This window comes from Mesobacillus persicus (assembly GCF_900109925.1).
GTDB lineage: Bacteria > Bacillota > Bacilli > Bacillales > Cytobacillaceae > Mesobacillus_B > Mesobacillus_B persicus.
Genome location: NZ_FOBW01000003.1, coordinates 188,573 through 203,898 on the forward strand (window position 1 = coordinate 188,573; position 15,326 = coordinate 203,898).

General features: G+C 39.8%; 14 protein-coding genes and 1 pseudogene. 11 read left to right on the plus strand and 4 right to left on the minus strand.

The window, feature by feature from the left end; all coding sequences use genetic code 11:
• Nucleotides 1–252: 252 nt before the first annotated feature.
• The gene (locus BMX30_RS06040; RefSeq protein ID WP_090742266.1) at nt 253–897 is read right to left on the minus strand and encodes a response regulator; all 645 of its coding nucleotides are present in this window, start codon (nt 895–897) and stop codon (nt 253–255) included.
• Nucleotides 898–1,725: a sensor histidine kinase gene (locus BMX30_RS06045; RefSeq protein WP_090742268.1), complete on the minus strand. Its 828-nt coding sequence runs from the start codon at nt 1,723–1,725 to the stop codon at nt 898–900.
• 309 nt (nt 1,726–2,034) lie between these two features.
• On the opposite strand from BMX30_RS06045, the gene BMX30_RS06050 reads away from it, so the two are divergent.
• The 7 genes and pseudogenes from BMX30_RS06050 to BMX30_RS06080 all read left to right on the plus strand — a co-directional run bounded on the left by BMX30_RS06050 (nt 2,035) and on the right by BMX30_RS06080 (nt 10,069).
• The gene (locus BMX30_RS06050) at nt 2,035–3,312 is read left to right on the plus strand and encodes a right-handed parallel beta-helix repeat-containing protein (protein ID WP_090742271.1); all 1,278 of its coding nucleotides are present in this window, start codon (nt 2,035–2,037) and stop codon (nt 3,310–3,312) included.
• Entirely contained in the window at nt 3,309–3,899 is a 591-nt protein-coding gene (locus tag BMX30_RS06055; RefSeq protein ID WP_090742274.1) for a nitrous oxide reductase accessory protein NosL, read from the plus strand. The genes BMX30_RS06050 and BMX30_RS06055 overlap by 4 nt, the downstream gene beginning before the upstream one ends.
• 80 nt (nt 3,900–3,979) lie before the next feature.
• On the plus strand, nt 3,980–4,792 hold the full coding sequence (locus tag BMX30_RS06060) for an ABC transporter permease (RefSeq protein ID WP_090742277.1): 813 nt from the start codon (nt 3,980–3,982) through the stop codon (nt 4,790–4,792).
• On the plus strand, nt 4,789–5,484 hold the full coding sequence (locus tag BMX30_RS06065; RefSeq protein ID WP_090742280.1) for an ABC transporter ATP-binding protein: 696 nt from the start codon (nt 4,789–4,791) through the stop codon (nt 5,482–5,484). The genes BMX30_RS06060 and BMX30_RS06065 overlap by 4 nt, the downstream gene beginning before the upstream one ends.
• Before the next feature lie 156 nt (nt 5,485–5,640).
• Nucleotides 5,641–7,700, plus strand: a pseudogene (locus BMX30_RS06070) (catalase).
• Between the two features lie 18 nt (nt 7,701–7,718).
• The gene (locus BMX30_RS06075; RefSeq protein ID WP_090742283.1) at nt 7,719–9,437 is read left to right on the plus strand and encodes a PQQ-dependent sugar dehydrogenase; all 1,719 of its coding nucleotides are present in this window, start codon (nt 7,719–7,721) and stop codon (nt 9,435–9,437) included.
• A 101-nt stretch (nt 9,438–9,538) separates the two neighbouring features.
• On the plus strand, nt 9,539–10,069 hold the full coding sequence (locus tag BMX30_RS06080; RefSeq protein WP_090742286.1) for a hypothetical protein: 531 nt from the start codon (nt 9,539–9,541) through the stop codon (nt 10,067–10,069).
• 61 nt (nt 10,070–10,130) lie between these two features.
• On the opposite strand, the gene BMX30_RS06085 is transcribed toward BMX30_RS06080, so the two are convergent.
• Nucleotides 10,131–10,487: a hypothetical protein gene (locus BMX30_RS06085; protein ID WP_090742289.1), complete on the minus strand. Its 357-nt coding sequence runs from the start codon at nt 10,485–10,487 to the stop codon at nt 10,131–10,133.
• Nucleotides 10,488–10,751: 264 nt separating this feature from the next.
• Complete coding sequence (locus BMX30_RS06090) at nt 10,752–11,387, minus strand: YitT family protein (RefSeq protein WP_090742291.1); 636 nt, start codon at nt 11,385–11,387, stop codon at nt 10,752–10,754.
• Between the two features lie 373 nt (nt 11,388–11,760).
• Here BMX30_RS06090 and BMX30_RS06095 point away from each other — a divergent pair, with 373 nt between their 5' ends.
• Genes BMX30_RS06095 through BMX30_RS06110 form a run of 4 tightly spaced genes read left to right on the plus strand, consistent with a single transcriptional unit; the run spans nt 11,761 to nt 15,143 of the window.
• Complete coding sequence (locus tag BMX30_RS06095) at nt 11,761–12,660, plus strand: ABC transporter ATP-binding protein (protein WP_090742297.1); 900 nt, start codon at nt 11,761–11,763, stop codon at nt 12,658–12,660.
• Between the two features lies 1 nt (nt 12,661).
• A complete protein-coding gene (locus BMX30_RS06100) occupies nt 12,662–13,402 on the plus strand; it encodes an ABC transporter permease (RefSeq protein ID WP_090742300.1) in 741 nt (246 codons plus the stop codon).
• 5 nt (nt 13,403–13,407) lie between these two features.
• Nucleotides 13,408–14,544 (plus strand): sensor histidine kinase, encoded by a 1,137-nt coding sequence (locus BMX30_RS06105; RefSeq protein ID WP_244532506.1) that lies wholly within the window; start codon nt 13,408–13,410, stop codon nt 14,542–14,544.
• The gene (locus BMX30_RS06110) at nt 14,541–15,143 is read left to right on the plus strand and encodes a response regulator transcription factor (protein WP_090742303.1); all 603 of its coding nucleotides are present in this window, start codon (nt 14,541–14,543) and stop codon (nt 15,141–15,143) included. Before BMX30_RS06105 ends, BMX30_RS06110 begins: the two co-directional genes overlap by 4 nt.
• The last annotated feature ends 183 nt before the right edge of the window (nt 15,144–15,326 follow it).

Below are 15,326 nucleotides of genomic sequence, written 5' to 3' on the forward strand. Positions count from 1 at the left end.
ACTTTTTTTATATTTATCTACCGAATAATCATTATTTTTAGAAAATATTTTATTTTTGGAACGTGCTAGATTATAAGGTACCTCTGTTATAGCAAAATAGAGTTAATTGAGAACGGTATAGACCTTGCTAAATTGAGTTATTTCTCTCTTAAAAACGAAGCAGTTCTGGAGTATCTAAAAAAGTCCATAAAAAATGAAGGCAGAAACGTTCATCAATATTGAACGGCTCTGCCTTTTTGTTTTATCTAAACCTTACTCATTCATCAGCCCTTGCTGAAATGCATAACTAGTTAGTTGCACGCGATTATCTAGATGAAGTTTGCTTAAGATGTTCTTTAAATGGGTTTTTACCGTATGTTCAGAGATAAAAAGAGCTTCGGAGATTTCTCGATTTGATAAACCTTTTGCCACTAATTGCAACACTTCTATTTCACGGGTAGATAAAGGGATTTTCTCTTTGGATCTAGCTTTATTTTGTGGGAACTCCTTTAGGATTTGAAAGGCAATTTCTTTGGACATAGGGACTTCGTCGATGGCGAAGGCTCGTAAATATTCGAACCATGCTTCCGACTGTAGATTTTTTACTAAATAACCTTGTGCGCCTTTTTTTAAAGCATCGAACAAATCCGTGATATCATCAGAGACTGTGATCATCACAATTTTCACGTATGGAAATTTAAGTTTAATTCTTTTTGTTGCTTCGAGTCCGTCCATTACGGGCATTTGAATATCCATCAGAATAATGTCTGGCATTAATTCTTCGGTCAGTTTTAACGCTTCTTCCCCATTTTTTCCTTCGCCAACAATAACAAATTCCTCATATTCTTCTAGGATTTCGCGAATCGCCTCTCTTGCATGGGCGTGATCATCAACAAGCAGTATTCGAAAAGGCTGCATTTATTTGCTCTCCTTTTTGATTTCAATAATGGTTTTATTATCTTCCTTCTTGATTGAAAAATCCCAATCCATATCTCTCGCTCGGTCTTTAATGATTTGCAATCCGTACCCATTGTTGGACGGAATCTTTTCATTTGTGAAGCCAACCCCTTGGTCTTTAATCTGACAAATCCATCCATGAGTGGTTTCTTTTGCATCAATCCATATCTGATTGGTTTTTGCATGTTTAATGACATTCATAACGGCCTCTTTTACACAGGCAAATAACTCTACTTTTTCTTTGGAAGATAATGTCGATTCTTGGATTCCCCAATTTAACTCAACATCCATTAGATGATGCTTTTTAAGCTCTGTTACATACTGATAGATAGTGTCTGTCCAACTAAACGGTTCTTCATTTGGTACGTATTTTAAATTTGTAATCGCTTGTCGTGTATCCTCGTGAACATGTTTTAATGTTTGCTTAAGTTTTTGAAAATCTGCATCCTGCTCGAGTTGATTTCTTCTACCAAATTTATTCATTTTTACAGATAGGAGAAATAAAGATTGAGCAATTCCATCATGGAGTTCTCTTGCCAGTTTCTCTCTCTCAATAAGTGCCGCTTTCCTTGTCTTTTCACTGCGGAGTTCTTCTTGCATTCTCTCTAAAACGGAAAACAAGTGCCGTACAAAGATGAGCGTAACGAAAAATACTAAAACAGGAGAAAGGATATTCCCCATATCCATCGAGAGATAGGGGAGGAGGAATGCATGGCGAATGTACTCCCATAAAGCAATCGTAATCGTTGGAGTAAGTAAAATGAGCCATTTAATTTGTTTATATTTCATACAGCGCCTCTTTCCATAACTGTGTTTCGTTGCATGTTGAATTCGAATTCAACATGGAGTCTGTCTATAAGAAAAATGTGTCTATATTTTAACATCTAGAAACAGATATTTTTTCATTTTGCGATAAAATCACTCTTTCGGGTTATTATTAAAAGTTTTCTTTGGGACTATAATGTGATAGGTAGTACGCACATTACCCATCCAAATTGGCGGTAAAGATGTGCGCTAACTAGATAGATAATAGTAACTCTATTATATAATGAATTATTTTTTTTACATAAGGGTTCTATAGGAGGCGATTCGAACTCAATGAATGTTCTGAAAGTTATATTGGCAACACTTCTAGCCTCTATGGTTTTTTCACCGTCTTTTTTTGAAGCATCAAGTCCTTTGCAAATGAAAATTGATGAAGCACCAGTAGGGGCAATAGTTGAAATAGATGCTGGTGAATATGAGGAAACATTGGTGATTTCTAAGCCAATAACACTAGTAGGAAACGGGGAAGTTCGCATAAAGTCTTGTGAAGCCGAGCCAGTGATTGCAATTAGTGGAGAAGATGTCACGCTTAAAAAGATCACAGTTGAACATTGTGGTTATGAAGAGGAAGACACGGCCATCTATATTACCGGTTCAAACCATAGGATGGAAGAATTGATTATTGAGACACGGCGTTATGGGGTGAAGCTTGACCAGGCGAATGGTGTGACCATCAAAGACAGTGAGATTATTGGCATGAAGCGAGGAAATGGGATTGACTTATGGCAATCGAATCAAAATACGTTTGAAGCCTTGAGAATCGCGAGTGTTTCTGATGGCATCTACCTAGAGCAAAGCAATGAAAACCTTATATATAAGAATAACCTCGAAAATTCACGTTATGGGATGCATTTAATGTACTCAAATGATAATGTTCTTCGTGATAATTTGTCGAGCTCGAACATAACGGGTACAATGCTCATGGAAACAGAGCGGACGACTGTTCATGGCAATGCTTTTCTTGCGAATAAAAATAGTGTGAACGCACAAGGGCTGCTACTATATGAGGCTTATGAAACAGAAGTGATTGAAAATGAGTTTATTTCCAATCGAATCGGTGTTTATATCGAAAAGGCTGGAAATAACCATCTGGAATCCAACAAAATAAGAGATAACTTTATTGGCGTCCAAATGAAAAATGCGAGTGATAATAAAATCACGAGGAATACGTTTGTTGGAAATGTAAATGAAGCTCAAGCCATAGAGAGTTCAAAGAACGAAGTAAATCAAAATTATTGGGATGCGGCTAGTAAGGTGGATGTAGACGGAAATGGAGAGAGCGAAATTAGCTATACAGCTGACCCGTATTTCCTGACGCTGACGACAGATGTACCAGAGTATCAATTATTCTTCCAAGCACCGGGACTGATTTTGCTACAGAATCTGTTGAAAAGTCCGCCGGAACAGCTATTAACCGATTCTGCTCCATTAATGGAGATGACCATGGAAGTTGAAAAAGAAACTTCATCAAGTTTGGGTTTATGGGTGATGAGTATTGTCATGATTGGAGCTAGTTTTAGTCTTTTTATAATTGGGAGGAAACGAAGATGAAACGAAATCGATTTAACTTATTTGGACTGGCAATAATCATATTGCTCCTAGCGGCGTGTGGGAACGATGAAGTTCAGCCGGTAGATATAAATGAAGCAACAGATACTTGTGAAGTGTGCAATATGCAGGTTGCGAACGATCAACATGCGACTCAAATCGTCTTAGAAAACGGCAAATCGATGGTGTTTGACGATGTAGGCTGTATGTACGAGTGGATTAGCAACAATTCAGATGAAAAGAAAACTGCCTTTGTTCGTGATTATCATGACAAAGAATGGATTTTAGTGGACGAAGCTACTTTTGTTTACAATCCATCTGTTAAAACCCCAATGGCTTATAATATGATCTCTTTTAAAGATACAGCGTCCGCTGAAAGCTTTGCTGCAGAAAATGAAGGCAGTACAGTGATGACGGCGAATGAGTTGGCTGACCATAGCTGGGAGCGAAACCAGGAAATGATGGAAAAACATAAAATGGAAGACCATTCTCACTCCCATTCAGAAGAAATGGATGAAAATCATAATGAAGAGTCCGAAAACCATTCCGACTCGCACGAAGCAAATCATGATGATGAATCTCATGAATAAAAATGAGGGTTGGTTCTGTTTTGAGCTGACCCTTTCGTTTTGGGAAAGTACGTACAGAATGTTAGAAAAGAGGAATGAACATGTGGAATATCTGGCGCTCTGAATTGCGCATGACCGTACGACAACGTTCCTATTATTCTTTCTTAGTCTTATGGGTCGTCGTCCTCTCACTATTATTTTTATTGCAAGCAAGTGCTCCTTCGTTAACTGGGTATACGAATATGACAGGGACAGTCGTGAATATTGCTTTGTATATTATTCCACTATTCATGTTAATCATTGGGTCGTTTTCCATCGCGAATGAAATGGAAAACGGACAGTGGCGGTTGTTAACTACTTACCCATTGTTCTCTCTATCATATATCGTAGGGAAAATAGGGGGACAGTTTACGGCCCAAGTGATTGTATTTACCTTCAGTTATGGACTTAGTTTAGCTATCGGGCTACTAAGTGGGAATCAGTTTTCTAGTGAATGGCTGTTATCAATTTACTTCTTTTCTATACAGTTAATTTTCTTCTTTCTGATTATCGGGATAGCTGTTGGCTGTGTCGTATCGACAAGATGGCAGGCGTTATCGATTTCTGTGATGATTTGGTTTTTTCTTATTATGATCTGGCCGACTGCATTAATCGCGATTTTAGGGTTAGTACCTTACACATGGATTGCCCCATTGATGAAGTTTGCCTTATATGTGAATCCTGCTGAATTTATTCGCATGTCCTTTGTTCTCTCACTTGATGCTGGAGCCGTTTTTGGACGAACTTATGATTCGCTGATGACGTTCTTAAATTCACCTTCAGGCGTTCTCATCAATGTTCTATATTTCATTGTATTTTTAACGATCATGTTCTTGTTTTCAATGGGAATGCTCGAATGGAGGAAAAGGCGATGAACGAATTAAAGGTGGATGGGGTTTCACGAGTATATAAGGAAAAGACCGCATTGTATCCTTGTTCTTTTGAAGCAACGGAAGGTACATGTGTGGTTTTATGTGGTGGGAATGGAGCTGGAAAAAGCACCTTGCTACAAATCATTGCTGGTATTCTTAATCCTAATGAAGGGACAACCTCCATCAATGGAAAAGGATTGAAACTTGACCGCGAGAATTATTTAAAAGAGATTGGCTTTATGCCTGATGACTTCCATGCCCAGGAAATGATGACTGTTGAAGAGTTTCTTCGTTTTTATGGTTCTTTACGGAAAGTGAAGAAAGACCGGATCAACGAAGTGATGGAATGGATTGGGCTCAGTAATAAGAAAGCTGAGTTAGTAAAAAGTTTGTCTAAGGGGATGCGGCAACGTCTATTATTTGGACAAGCGATTTTAGCGAAACCCAATGTATTATTATTAGATGAACCGACGAATGGACTGGACCCTTACTGGGTGAATCAGTTTGTGAACATTTTAAATGAGATTAAAAAAAGTGGAACCATTATTGTTTTTTCTACCCATATGATGGATGTAGCTGCCGAAACGGGAGACATCGTTTTGTTTATGAAGCAGGGAAAGGTTATTCAAACCATTAAGAATGAAAACAATATAGAAGATACCACGATGAAATTGATGAAGCTGCATCGACAATAAATGGGTCAGGGAGAAATTCCCTGGCCCATTTGCCTTTTGTTGAGGTGGGAGTGATGTACATTATCGCCATTATGGAGGAAGAAGGTGTTCTAAGTTCAAGAGCTTTGTATGTATATATAATGAGATGACCAAAAGAAGATTGGGTAGGTGAAAACCTTGGATCAGCCATCAGCTAGAAACAACAAAAAAGGTGAGAATAACCAGAAAAATGAACAGTTAGATCAGCATCGCATCGAAAACACTGGTGAAAAGATCACCACAAATGAGGGCCTAAAGGTTGCTAATAATGAAAATACCTTAAAAGCAGGAGACCGGGGACCCGTGCTCATGGAGGATTTTCATTTCTTCCAAAAGCAAATGCACTTTGACACAGAACGAATCCCGGAAAGGGTTGTCCATGCGAGAGGGTTTGGCGTTCATGGTGAATTCGAATCCTATAAATCAATGAAAAAGTATACAAGAGCAGGTTTTTTACAAGAACCCGAAGCAAAGACACCCGTGTTTGCCCGTTTTTCGACTGTGCAAGGAGGGAAAGGATCTAAGGATACAGCGAGGGATATCCGCGGGTTTGCGGTAAAGTTTTATACCGAAGAAGGAAATTATGATTTATTAGGTCTGCAATTTCCTGTATTCGTCGTTCATGATGCTTTTAAGTTTGTGGATTCACAACACGCCCTTAAACCGGAGCCGCATAATGATATGCCAACAGCCTCTGCTGCCCATGATAATTTCTGGGATTTTGTTGCGAATAACCAAGAGTCTGCTCATTTTGTGATGTGGTCGATGTCCGATCGAGCGATTCCGAGAAGTTGGCGAATGATGGAAGGGTTCGGGATCAATATCTTCCGGTTTGTAAATGAAGAGGGAAAATCCCACTTTGTGAGGTTTCATTGGAAGCCTGTCCTTGGTGTTCATTCACTGCTAATGGAGGAAGCGCAAATTATTGGCGGGGTAGACCCTGATTATCATCGGCGAGACATAAGGGAAGCGATTGAACGGGGGGCTTACCCTGAGTTTGAATTAGGCGTGCAGATGATTTCAGAAGAAGATGAATACAAATTTGATTTTGACGTGATTGATCCGACAAAGCTATGGCCTGAGGAACTGGTACCTGTAGAGATTATCGGAAAAATGACGTTGAATCGAAACGTCGATAATTTTTTTGCTGAAACAGAGCAAGTCGCCTTCGATGTAACCAATCTGGTTCCGGGAATCAATTTCAGCAATGATCCGATTTTACAAGGGAGAACATTCACGTATAAAATTACCCAACAACACCGGCTCGGGGGATCAAATTATCCAGATTTGCCAATTAATCGTTCCCTTTGTCCATTTCATAATAATCAGCGAGACAGCTTTAGCAGACATCGAATTGATGTCGATCAAGTAAACTATTACCAGAATTCGATTGCAAATAATACACCAGCACCAACGCCTCCAGAACAAGGGGGATTTGTCCATTATCCCGAGCATGTAGAAGGACCAAAAATCAAGGCAAGTAGTGAGTCCTTCAAAGATTATTTTTCACATGCAAGGCTATTTTGGAATAGCATGTCGGCTATTGAAAAGCAACATATTATTGAGGCGTTTAGCTTTGAGCTAGGGAAAGTTGAAAGCCTGTCGATTCGTCAGCAAGTTGTCGATATGTATGCAAATGTTGATCAAGGAATGGCAAGCATTATTGCAGATAATGTGGGGGTAAATCCACCTACCGGACAGCATGTGGCTGTTACTGCTTCGTCCCCTGCCCTTAGCCAAGAGAACACACCGCATTATCCCCATACTCTACGCGTTGGAGTGCTCATTGGTCATGGCTTTAATGGGCAAGAAGTAAAGAGTGTAATTGAAACACTGAACCAACATGGTGTTTTTGTAGAAATCGTAAGTGATAAGTTTGCTACCCTCACTGGGGCAGACGGCACAGAACTAAAAGTGACGAAAACATTTCTCACCACCCCAGAAGTTCTTTTTGATGCGCTTTACGTCGTTGGTGGCACTTCGAATCATCAAACGGCATTTGACAGGTACGTGGTTGATTTTGTGAATGGAGCATACAAACACTATAAACCGATTGGGATTGCGACAACTGGGGAGGAGTATCTTCGCCCTTCAGAAGAACATCATTTAGCAGGCGTGCTTTTTGCTGCTACCAATCAAAACTTCGGAAGAGAATTTGTTCTGCTATCTCCAAACGGCGTTTTTGGGATCGACAGTAAAATTTTAAAGGAGTGATCATGTTGAATGATGGGTACCTTCCTAAGGGAATGGTTGAAAAAGAGTTTCGCTGGGAATATGTGAATTATGCTCTCTATCATCATCTGAAAAAGCTCAATACCGAAAAGAGATTGCATGAAAGAATTAAGCACCTTCTTCGGTTACAAGAATCACAAATCATGGCGTTCCAACAAATGAGTGCTACTCGTGCTAACCTACTTAGAAATCATCCTAACTATTTCGAACCCCCTCATCATATACCAGATCTTCTTGCTGAGCTTACAAGACGCGAAAACGAGCTACTTAAAGAATATCAAAGCTATCCCATGTTAATATCAAACCAATCTCATGAATCGCAGTATTTAAGGAACCTCATTTCGACGAAAAGAAAGCAAATCAATCAACTCTTGGAATTACAGCAGTACTTTGAATATGAGGTAGAGTCTAATCAGAGACAAGAGTATTTTTTAACGGAAGGATATGAACTTGAAAAAGTAGTCGGAGATCTGACCTTTCCAACCGTTATGACCTTCGATGGAAATGGAAATATGTATTTGGCCGAAGCCGGTTATGCCTATGGTGCCGACCCTGGTGAAGGACGGATTTTAAAAATTGATGCACAAGGGAACAAGGAAGAGATTGTTCGTGGCCTCTCGGTACCAGTAACAGGGATCACTTGGTTTGAAGATAGTCTTTACATTGCTGAGGGAGGGTTTGAAAAAAGTTCCCCTGAGGGATGTGGCACCATCACCAAACTGACAGCGAATGGAGAGAAGCAAGTCATTGTTTCCGGGTTAAAGACCTGTGGTGACCATTTTACTGGGGATATTAAAGTTGGACCGGATAAAAGGTTGTATTTTACGGTTGGCACGGCCACGAATTCAGCAGTCGTTGGTACAGACAATCAATCCTGGCTCAAACGTAATCGACAATTTCATGATACTCCAGCGAGGGATTATGTTGTATATGGAAAAAATTTCATCACAAAGAATCCTTTATCTTCACAAGGTGACATTGCTGAAACGGGCGCTTTTAAGCCTTTTGGAGTGCCAAATGAAGATGGAGAAGTCATAAAGGGAAGCCTTTATGCAAATGGGGTGATTTATTGTTGTGACCTTGACGGAAGTAACTTACATGTGTATGCAGATGGCTTTCGGAACCCCTTTGGATTAACGTTTTCTCCTTTCAACGGAAAGCTATATGTCACGGATAACGGGGCAGACGACAGAGGAAGCCGTCCGATTAAGGGGGATTGGGATAATTTCTGGGAGGTAAAACAAAATGGCTGGTATGGGTGGCCAGACTTTTTTAGTGGGTTACCAGCAAACCGTCCTCATTTTCATGTCGAAGGAAAACCTAAGCCAACCTTTCTCATTAAAAATCACCCAAAACTAGCCGGTCAACCAGTCGTTCGTTTTGAACCGCATTCTTCATCCAACAAGTTCTCTTTCTCGACTAATCAAAATTTTGGATTTGTGGGGGAAGCTTTCGTCGGGCAACTTGGAGGAATGGACGGGAAAAAGGGATTGAAAGTCGTGCGGGTGAATATGGAAACCGGACAAATTCGAGATTTTTATCGGAATGAAAAGGGGCTAGATCTTCAAACAGGTCCGAAAAGACCAGTTGCTGCACTCTTTCATCCTAATGGTGAGGAACTATTTGTTGTCGATTTTGGCTTGATGGGGCCGAGAGAAAAAAGCGCGGGAACAGGGTCGATATGGAGGATCAATAGAAAGTAATTTACAAGACTATTTTCACAGAGTTTTTGAGAAAAGCCTTTTAGAAAGGGAAGAAGGAGGCGGAACTTATCCATGGGGGAAATGATCATAAAAGTGGATATATGCCGATTATTGAGCCTTTAAGAAATGGGCGTAGTGCAACCTTTAAGCTGGTTGTTACAGCGTTATTGGGCTTAGTGGCCGCTTTACTACAATCTGCAGGGGGGATTTTTCCGGGATTTGGAATGCTGATCAGTCCCCTCTCTTCGTTTCCAATGACTATCAGTGTACTGATTGGTCCTTTATATGGATTATTGAGCTATCTTGTAGCCATCTTTCTTTTATTCCTTATACAGCCAGCTGAATTGTTTGTATTTCCATTTACAACTGGTTTAATGAGCATTGGAATCGGATGGGGTCTTTTGTTGTTCAAGAGGAAATATAGTATTACCATCTTTTCAGGTAGCTTTTTAACATTGGGAATTTGTTTGTTATTGTATGGAATTGAATTCCCTGTTTTAGGACCCTTATTACTTGATTTTCAAGTCTGGAATCTCCTCTATATATACTGTTTTTCGTTTATCTATTGCTGGGCGTGGATTGAGCTAGTGATTCGTGTTTTACCAAAATTGGTGAAGCTATTGAGAGGATAAAAGGGTCCAAAGATTGAAAAAATCGCGAAGACAGGTTATTAACAACGAAAAAAGCGTCAGCTTATTGACTGATGCTTTTTGTGTATTTCATTTGTTTTTTTAAATAACTAAACAAAACGACAGTGATACAAATAGCAAAATAACTTATGCTAAACCAGAAATCTGAGGGAAATATCAGCACCAAATAAGCAACGATCGTAATCATTATTTCGCGAACGAGTTCTGTTCTTGGTCCGTTTTGGACATCTTTCTTATATTTCCATCTATATAGATTATATAAAATGCCACCAAGTAAGATTGATAAGGTTAAGGCATAAGCCCAGACGGGATATTCAGTTTTATTGAAAAGTAAAATACATACGAAAACAGAAACTATACTGTATCTTTTCACTCTTTCTTTATGTGATATTTTTTTCAACTCAATCCCCTCCCTTAAAATAGCATAACATGTATTTACATATTGTTTAAAATATTGTGATGTTATTTAGAAAATAAGAGAAAGAAGGCTGGGTCTCAGTGCCCATACTCGTGGAGAATGCTAAAGTATGGGCATTGAATGGAGTTATTTCAGAGGGTGATTAGATAAAATAAAAAACAAAGCACACGTGACTTAAGCTACGTGTGCTTTGTTTGTGTAAGTGGTTTTGATCTAGGTAGAGTTTGAACTACCAGTTGTGAGAGCTTATAGAGACGATACGGTTTCCTTCTGTTCATATTCATCAGGTTCCACTTTGTTATGACGTTCAATTGGTGCACGTTTATGGTAGCGGCCAAGGATGCTCGTCATCATAAAGATGGCAATCGCTGAATATAACACTTGGACAATTCCAAAGACGATAGAAGCCGAAGCAACAATTAAGATATCTGTTAGGAACATCGTCTTCCCTGGGTTAATGCCGTATCGTTTATCAAGGAAAATACAGAGCATATTAAACCCGCCCAGTGAGGAACCTTCTTTAAATAGAAAGATCAAACCGATGCCGATGATTGCTCCACCGATGATTGCTCCCAAAAGAGGATGTGGCAGTTCAAACGTAAACATAAGAGCGAGAGTGTCTGACATCGCAGACATAATACTTACACTGATAAAGCTGCGAATTGTAAAAGCTAGTCCTAATTGAGAGAGCGCCATAAAGTAAAACGGTAAGTTGATGGTGAAGAACAAGATTCCGAATGAAACTCCTGTTAGGTGTTGTAGGACAATTCCTAAGCCAGCCGTTCCACCAATAACTAAATTAGAAGACGTTAAAAACTGAACACCGATGGCAACACATAAACAGGAGAACAGAATCCATGCCCATTTTTGAATCATTTGCATGTTTGTTAACTCCTAAATTCGATTTGACTGTAAACTTTACGTATTTTTATATATTACAATAAAATGGGGGAAATGTGGGGATTAAGCATAAGTTTGATCCGACGGAATCCGGTTGGGCTTTTAAGAAATAGATTCGGATCCATTACATGGGTCGGACACCGAAAACAAATAGATTCGGAATCATTACAGGGGTTGGACCGAAAACAAATAACCTAGATATGAGTCAGGGACAAGTTCTCTGACTCATTTTCTATGCTAGCGTGAGTGCGCAGCCTGTCTCATGACAATTGTCATTTAACATCATGACAAAGTCTACTAATCCAATTCCTTCCATCGTTTTAAAATAAAATTATAAATGTTGGAGGTGTTATGAATGGAACCAAAAATTGTCCTAAGCAATGTAAAGAAGGCATTTAAAAATAAAACGGCAGTAGATACGATCTCCTTTTCGATTCATAAAGGGGAGGTAGTGGCGATTCTTGGAGCAAATGGAGCGGGCAAGACAACAACGATGATGATGATGCTTGGGTTGTTAGAACCCACATCGGGAACCGTTCAGTTATTTGGTAAACATCCAAAAGAAAAATACGTTCGCGAGAGAATTGGTGCCATGCTACAAGAGGTAAGCGTGATAGATGCGTTAAAGGTTCGGGAAGTGATTCAGCTTTTTAGAAGCTACTATACACACCCTTTATCTTTTGAAGAACTAGTCGATTTTACAGGGTTTTCTAAAGATGAACTACAAAAGCGGGCCAATAAACTTTCTGGCGGACAAAAAAGACGGCTCGGTTTTGCGCTTGCGTTAGCTGGGGATCCTGAAGTGTTGTTTTTTGATGAACCGACTGTGGGCTTGGATGTGACATCAAGAAAGATTTTTTGGGACACGGTAAGGGAGTTAAAACAACGTGGGAAAACGGTGCTCTTTACCACTCACTATTTACAAGAGGCAGATGATGTAGCAGAAAGGGTGATTCTCTTTCACGAAGGAAAAATCATAAGCGATGGAACTCCTAAAGAAATCAAGACCAAACTCACCAAACAATCGATTTCATTTACATCGGACTCTACGATAGGGGTTGAAGAGTTAAAAGAGATTCCTCTAGTAACAGGTGTATTTCAAAAGAATGAGCGGACCCATGTTATAACAGAGCATACAGATGAGGTGTTGGGAGCATTATTTGCTCGAAACCTTCCGATACGCAACATTGAAATTGAACGGGGACGCCTAGAAGATGCGTTTGAACAACTAGTAGATAAACGGGAGGTTGTTTAAGATGGATGGAATTACGATGCAATGCAAGATGGAAATATTGAGGATTTTAAGGAATCCCTATTATTTGTTTTGGTCGTTGTTCATGCCTATTGTCTTTTACGTTGTGTTCACGAGAATTTTTAACTCGTCGATTGAGGATGACCAGGTATGGCAGGCTCATTATTTAATGTCAATGACAGCCTTTAGTGTGATGGGTTCTGCCATCATGACTCTCGGGATTCGTCTTGTTGAGGAAAGAACGCAAGGATGGTCCATGTTTATGAGGATCACCCCCTTATCGGATCAAGCTTATTTCTTTGCTAAAATGGTTGCTCAAACACTGATTCATCTCTTTTCGATTGTGATAATTTTTTTAGCAGGGGCTCTGATTAATGGTGTTTCTCTTACAGCGTTCGAGTGGTTGATGTGCGCGGTGTGGATTTTATTCGGTTCCTTGCCTTTTCTTGCGATAGGAACATTGGTGGGAACAATGAAAAGGGTAGACACAGCATCAGGGGTCTCAAATATGATTTATATGGTTCTTGCGCTAGTTGGGGGAATGTGGATGCCGCTTGAAATTATGCCGGATTTTGTCCAAACGATTGGAAAATGGCTTCCGTCTTATCATTTCGGTCATGGTCCTTGGCAAATCGTCCGCGGGGGAACTCCTGAATGGTCTAGCTATCTATTTTTAGTTGGGTACCTCCTCCTATTCATGGTAATATCAGGATATATAAGGAGAAAACAGGAAGCGGCGGTGTAAGCTACATGCTACAAAGGATGAAGGGGTTAAAGATCTTTCCAGCCAGATATGGGTTATTTCCATATGTGTTTTTGATTTATCTTGTGATGCCTGCTTATTATGTCTCAATTGAACAAGGCTGGACACGAATAGCTGGGATTGGGCTGCTGCTATTGTTTTTAGTGACATACCGGCAGCTCTATAACTCTTTTGATAAGAAAGCGTATACGAACTGGCTAGTGGTTCAGGTTGCGATTATTTTAATCCTAGCTATCTTTTATGATCTTTATAATATCTTTTTAGGATTTTTTACAGCTAATTTTATAGGTTGGTATAAAAGTAAGAAGATGTTTTATCGAGCACTAGGATTGTTTATTTTAGCAATTATTACACCAGTAATGATTCATTGGAAGACCTTGCCGATAGAAAGCATCTATTTTAATGCAATATTTATTCTGATCATGTTGATTTCTCCTTTTGGTATTCGGTCAATGAGCAGTCGGATGGAGTTGGAGCAAAAGCTTAATGAAGCCAATGAACAAATCAAAGAGTTGGTAAAACGCGATGAGAGAATGCGAATTGCTCGGGACCTTCATGACACCTTGGGGCATACATTATCGATGATTACGTTGAAGAGTCAACTGGTTCACAAATTGATTAGCAAGGATCTTGAAAAAGCGAAGCTCGAGACGAAAGAGATTGAAAGGTCCTCGCGCTCAGCGCTAAAGCAGGTGAGAGAATTGGTGTCCGACATGCGAGCGATTACTGTGGCGGAGGAGCTGATTGAGACGGAGTCAATTTTACAAACAGCAGGGATCTCGTTTCGTTTCGAAGGGGATTCGAAGCTTGCGGACGTCCCACTGCTTACGCAAAATATCCTCAGCATGTGCCTTAAAGAAGGGGTAACAAATGTGGTCAAACATAGTCAGGCAAATAACTGTGTTGTCCAGGTGGTAAAAAAAGCAGGTGAAATTGAATTAACGGTCCTTGACGACGGGAAGGGACTTGAGGGAACTTCTAGCGAAGGGAACGGCTTGAAAGGAATTAACGAACGTTTAAGGTTAATAGATGGTTTGGTAAAAATCATTTCGCAGAAAGGAACCAAGTTGATTATTACGGTTCCAATCATTGTAAAGGAAAAGAAAGCTGGTGTTGGTTCTTGATTCGAGTCATGATTGCAGAAGATCAGGGGATGCTAAGGGGAGCTTTAGGCTCTTTACTAGATTTTGAGGATGATATTGAGATTGTGGGAGAGGCATCTAACGGGAAGGAAGCCTTGGAGATGCTCCTCTCCCTTCGACCTGATGTATGTTTAATGGATATTGAAATGCCTTTTAAGAGCGGTCTTGAAGTGGCAGAGGAAGCGAAGAACCTGTTTCTGCCATGCAAGATCATCATACTGACCACCTTTGCTCGCCCTGGTTATTTTGAACAAGCGGTGAAAATTGGCGTACATGGCTATATGTTAAAGGACGGATCGATTGATGAACTAGCAGAGTCCATCCGTAGTGTGATGAAAGGGAAGCGTGAATTTGCACCTGAACTGATTTTTGGAAGCATAAAGGTCGATAACCCACTTACCGACCGCGAGAAGGATGTACTAAGATTGGCTTCAGAAGGAAAAACCTCGAAAGAAATTTCAGCAGAATTATTTTTATCGGCTGGTACGATCCGGAATTATATGTCAGAGATTATTAATAAACTTGAAGTGAAGAACCGAACTGAAGCGGTTACCGTGGCGAAGGAAAAAGGGTGGATATAGGCAAGGATTGATCCGTTTGGCAGACAGAAATTACATTTCAGCGACAGTGCTTTTTTTGCTGAGATGTATTCAGGTCTGTTGCATTAAATAAAATAGAAATAGTAAAAGAGCTGTGTATGCTACAGTTCTTTTTTTTCATCATCTTTCTTTCAAGGATTATACGTAAAAAGAGAAGTAATTAAG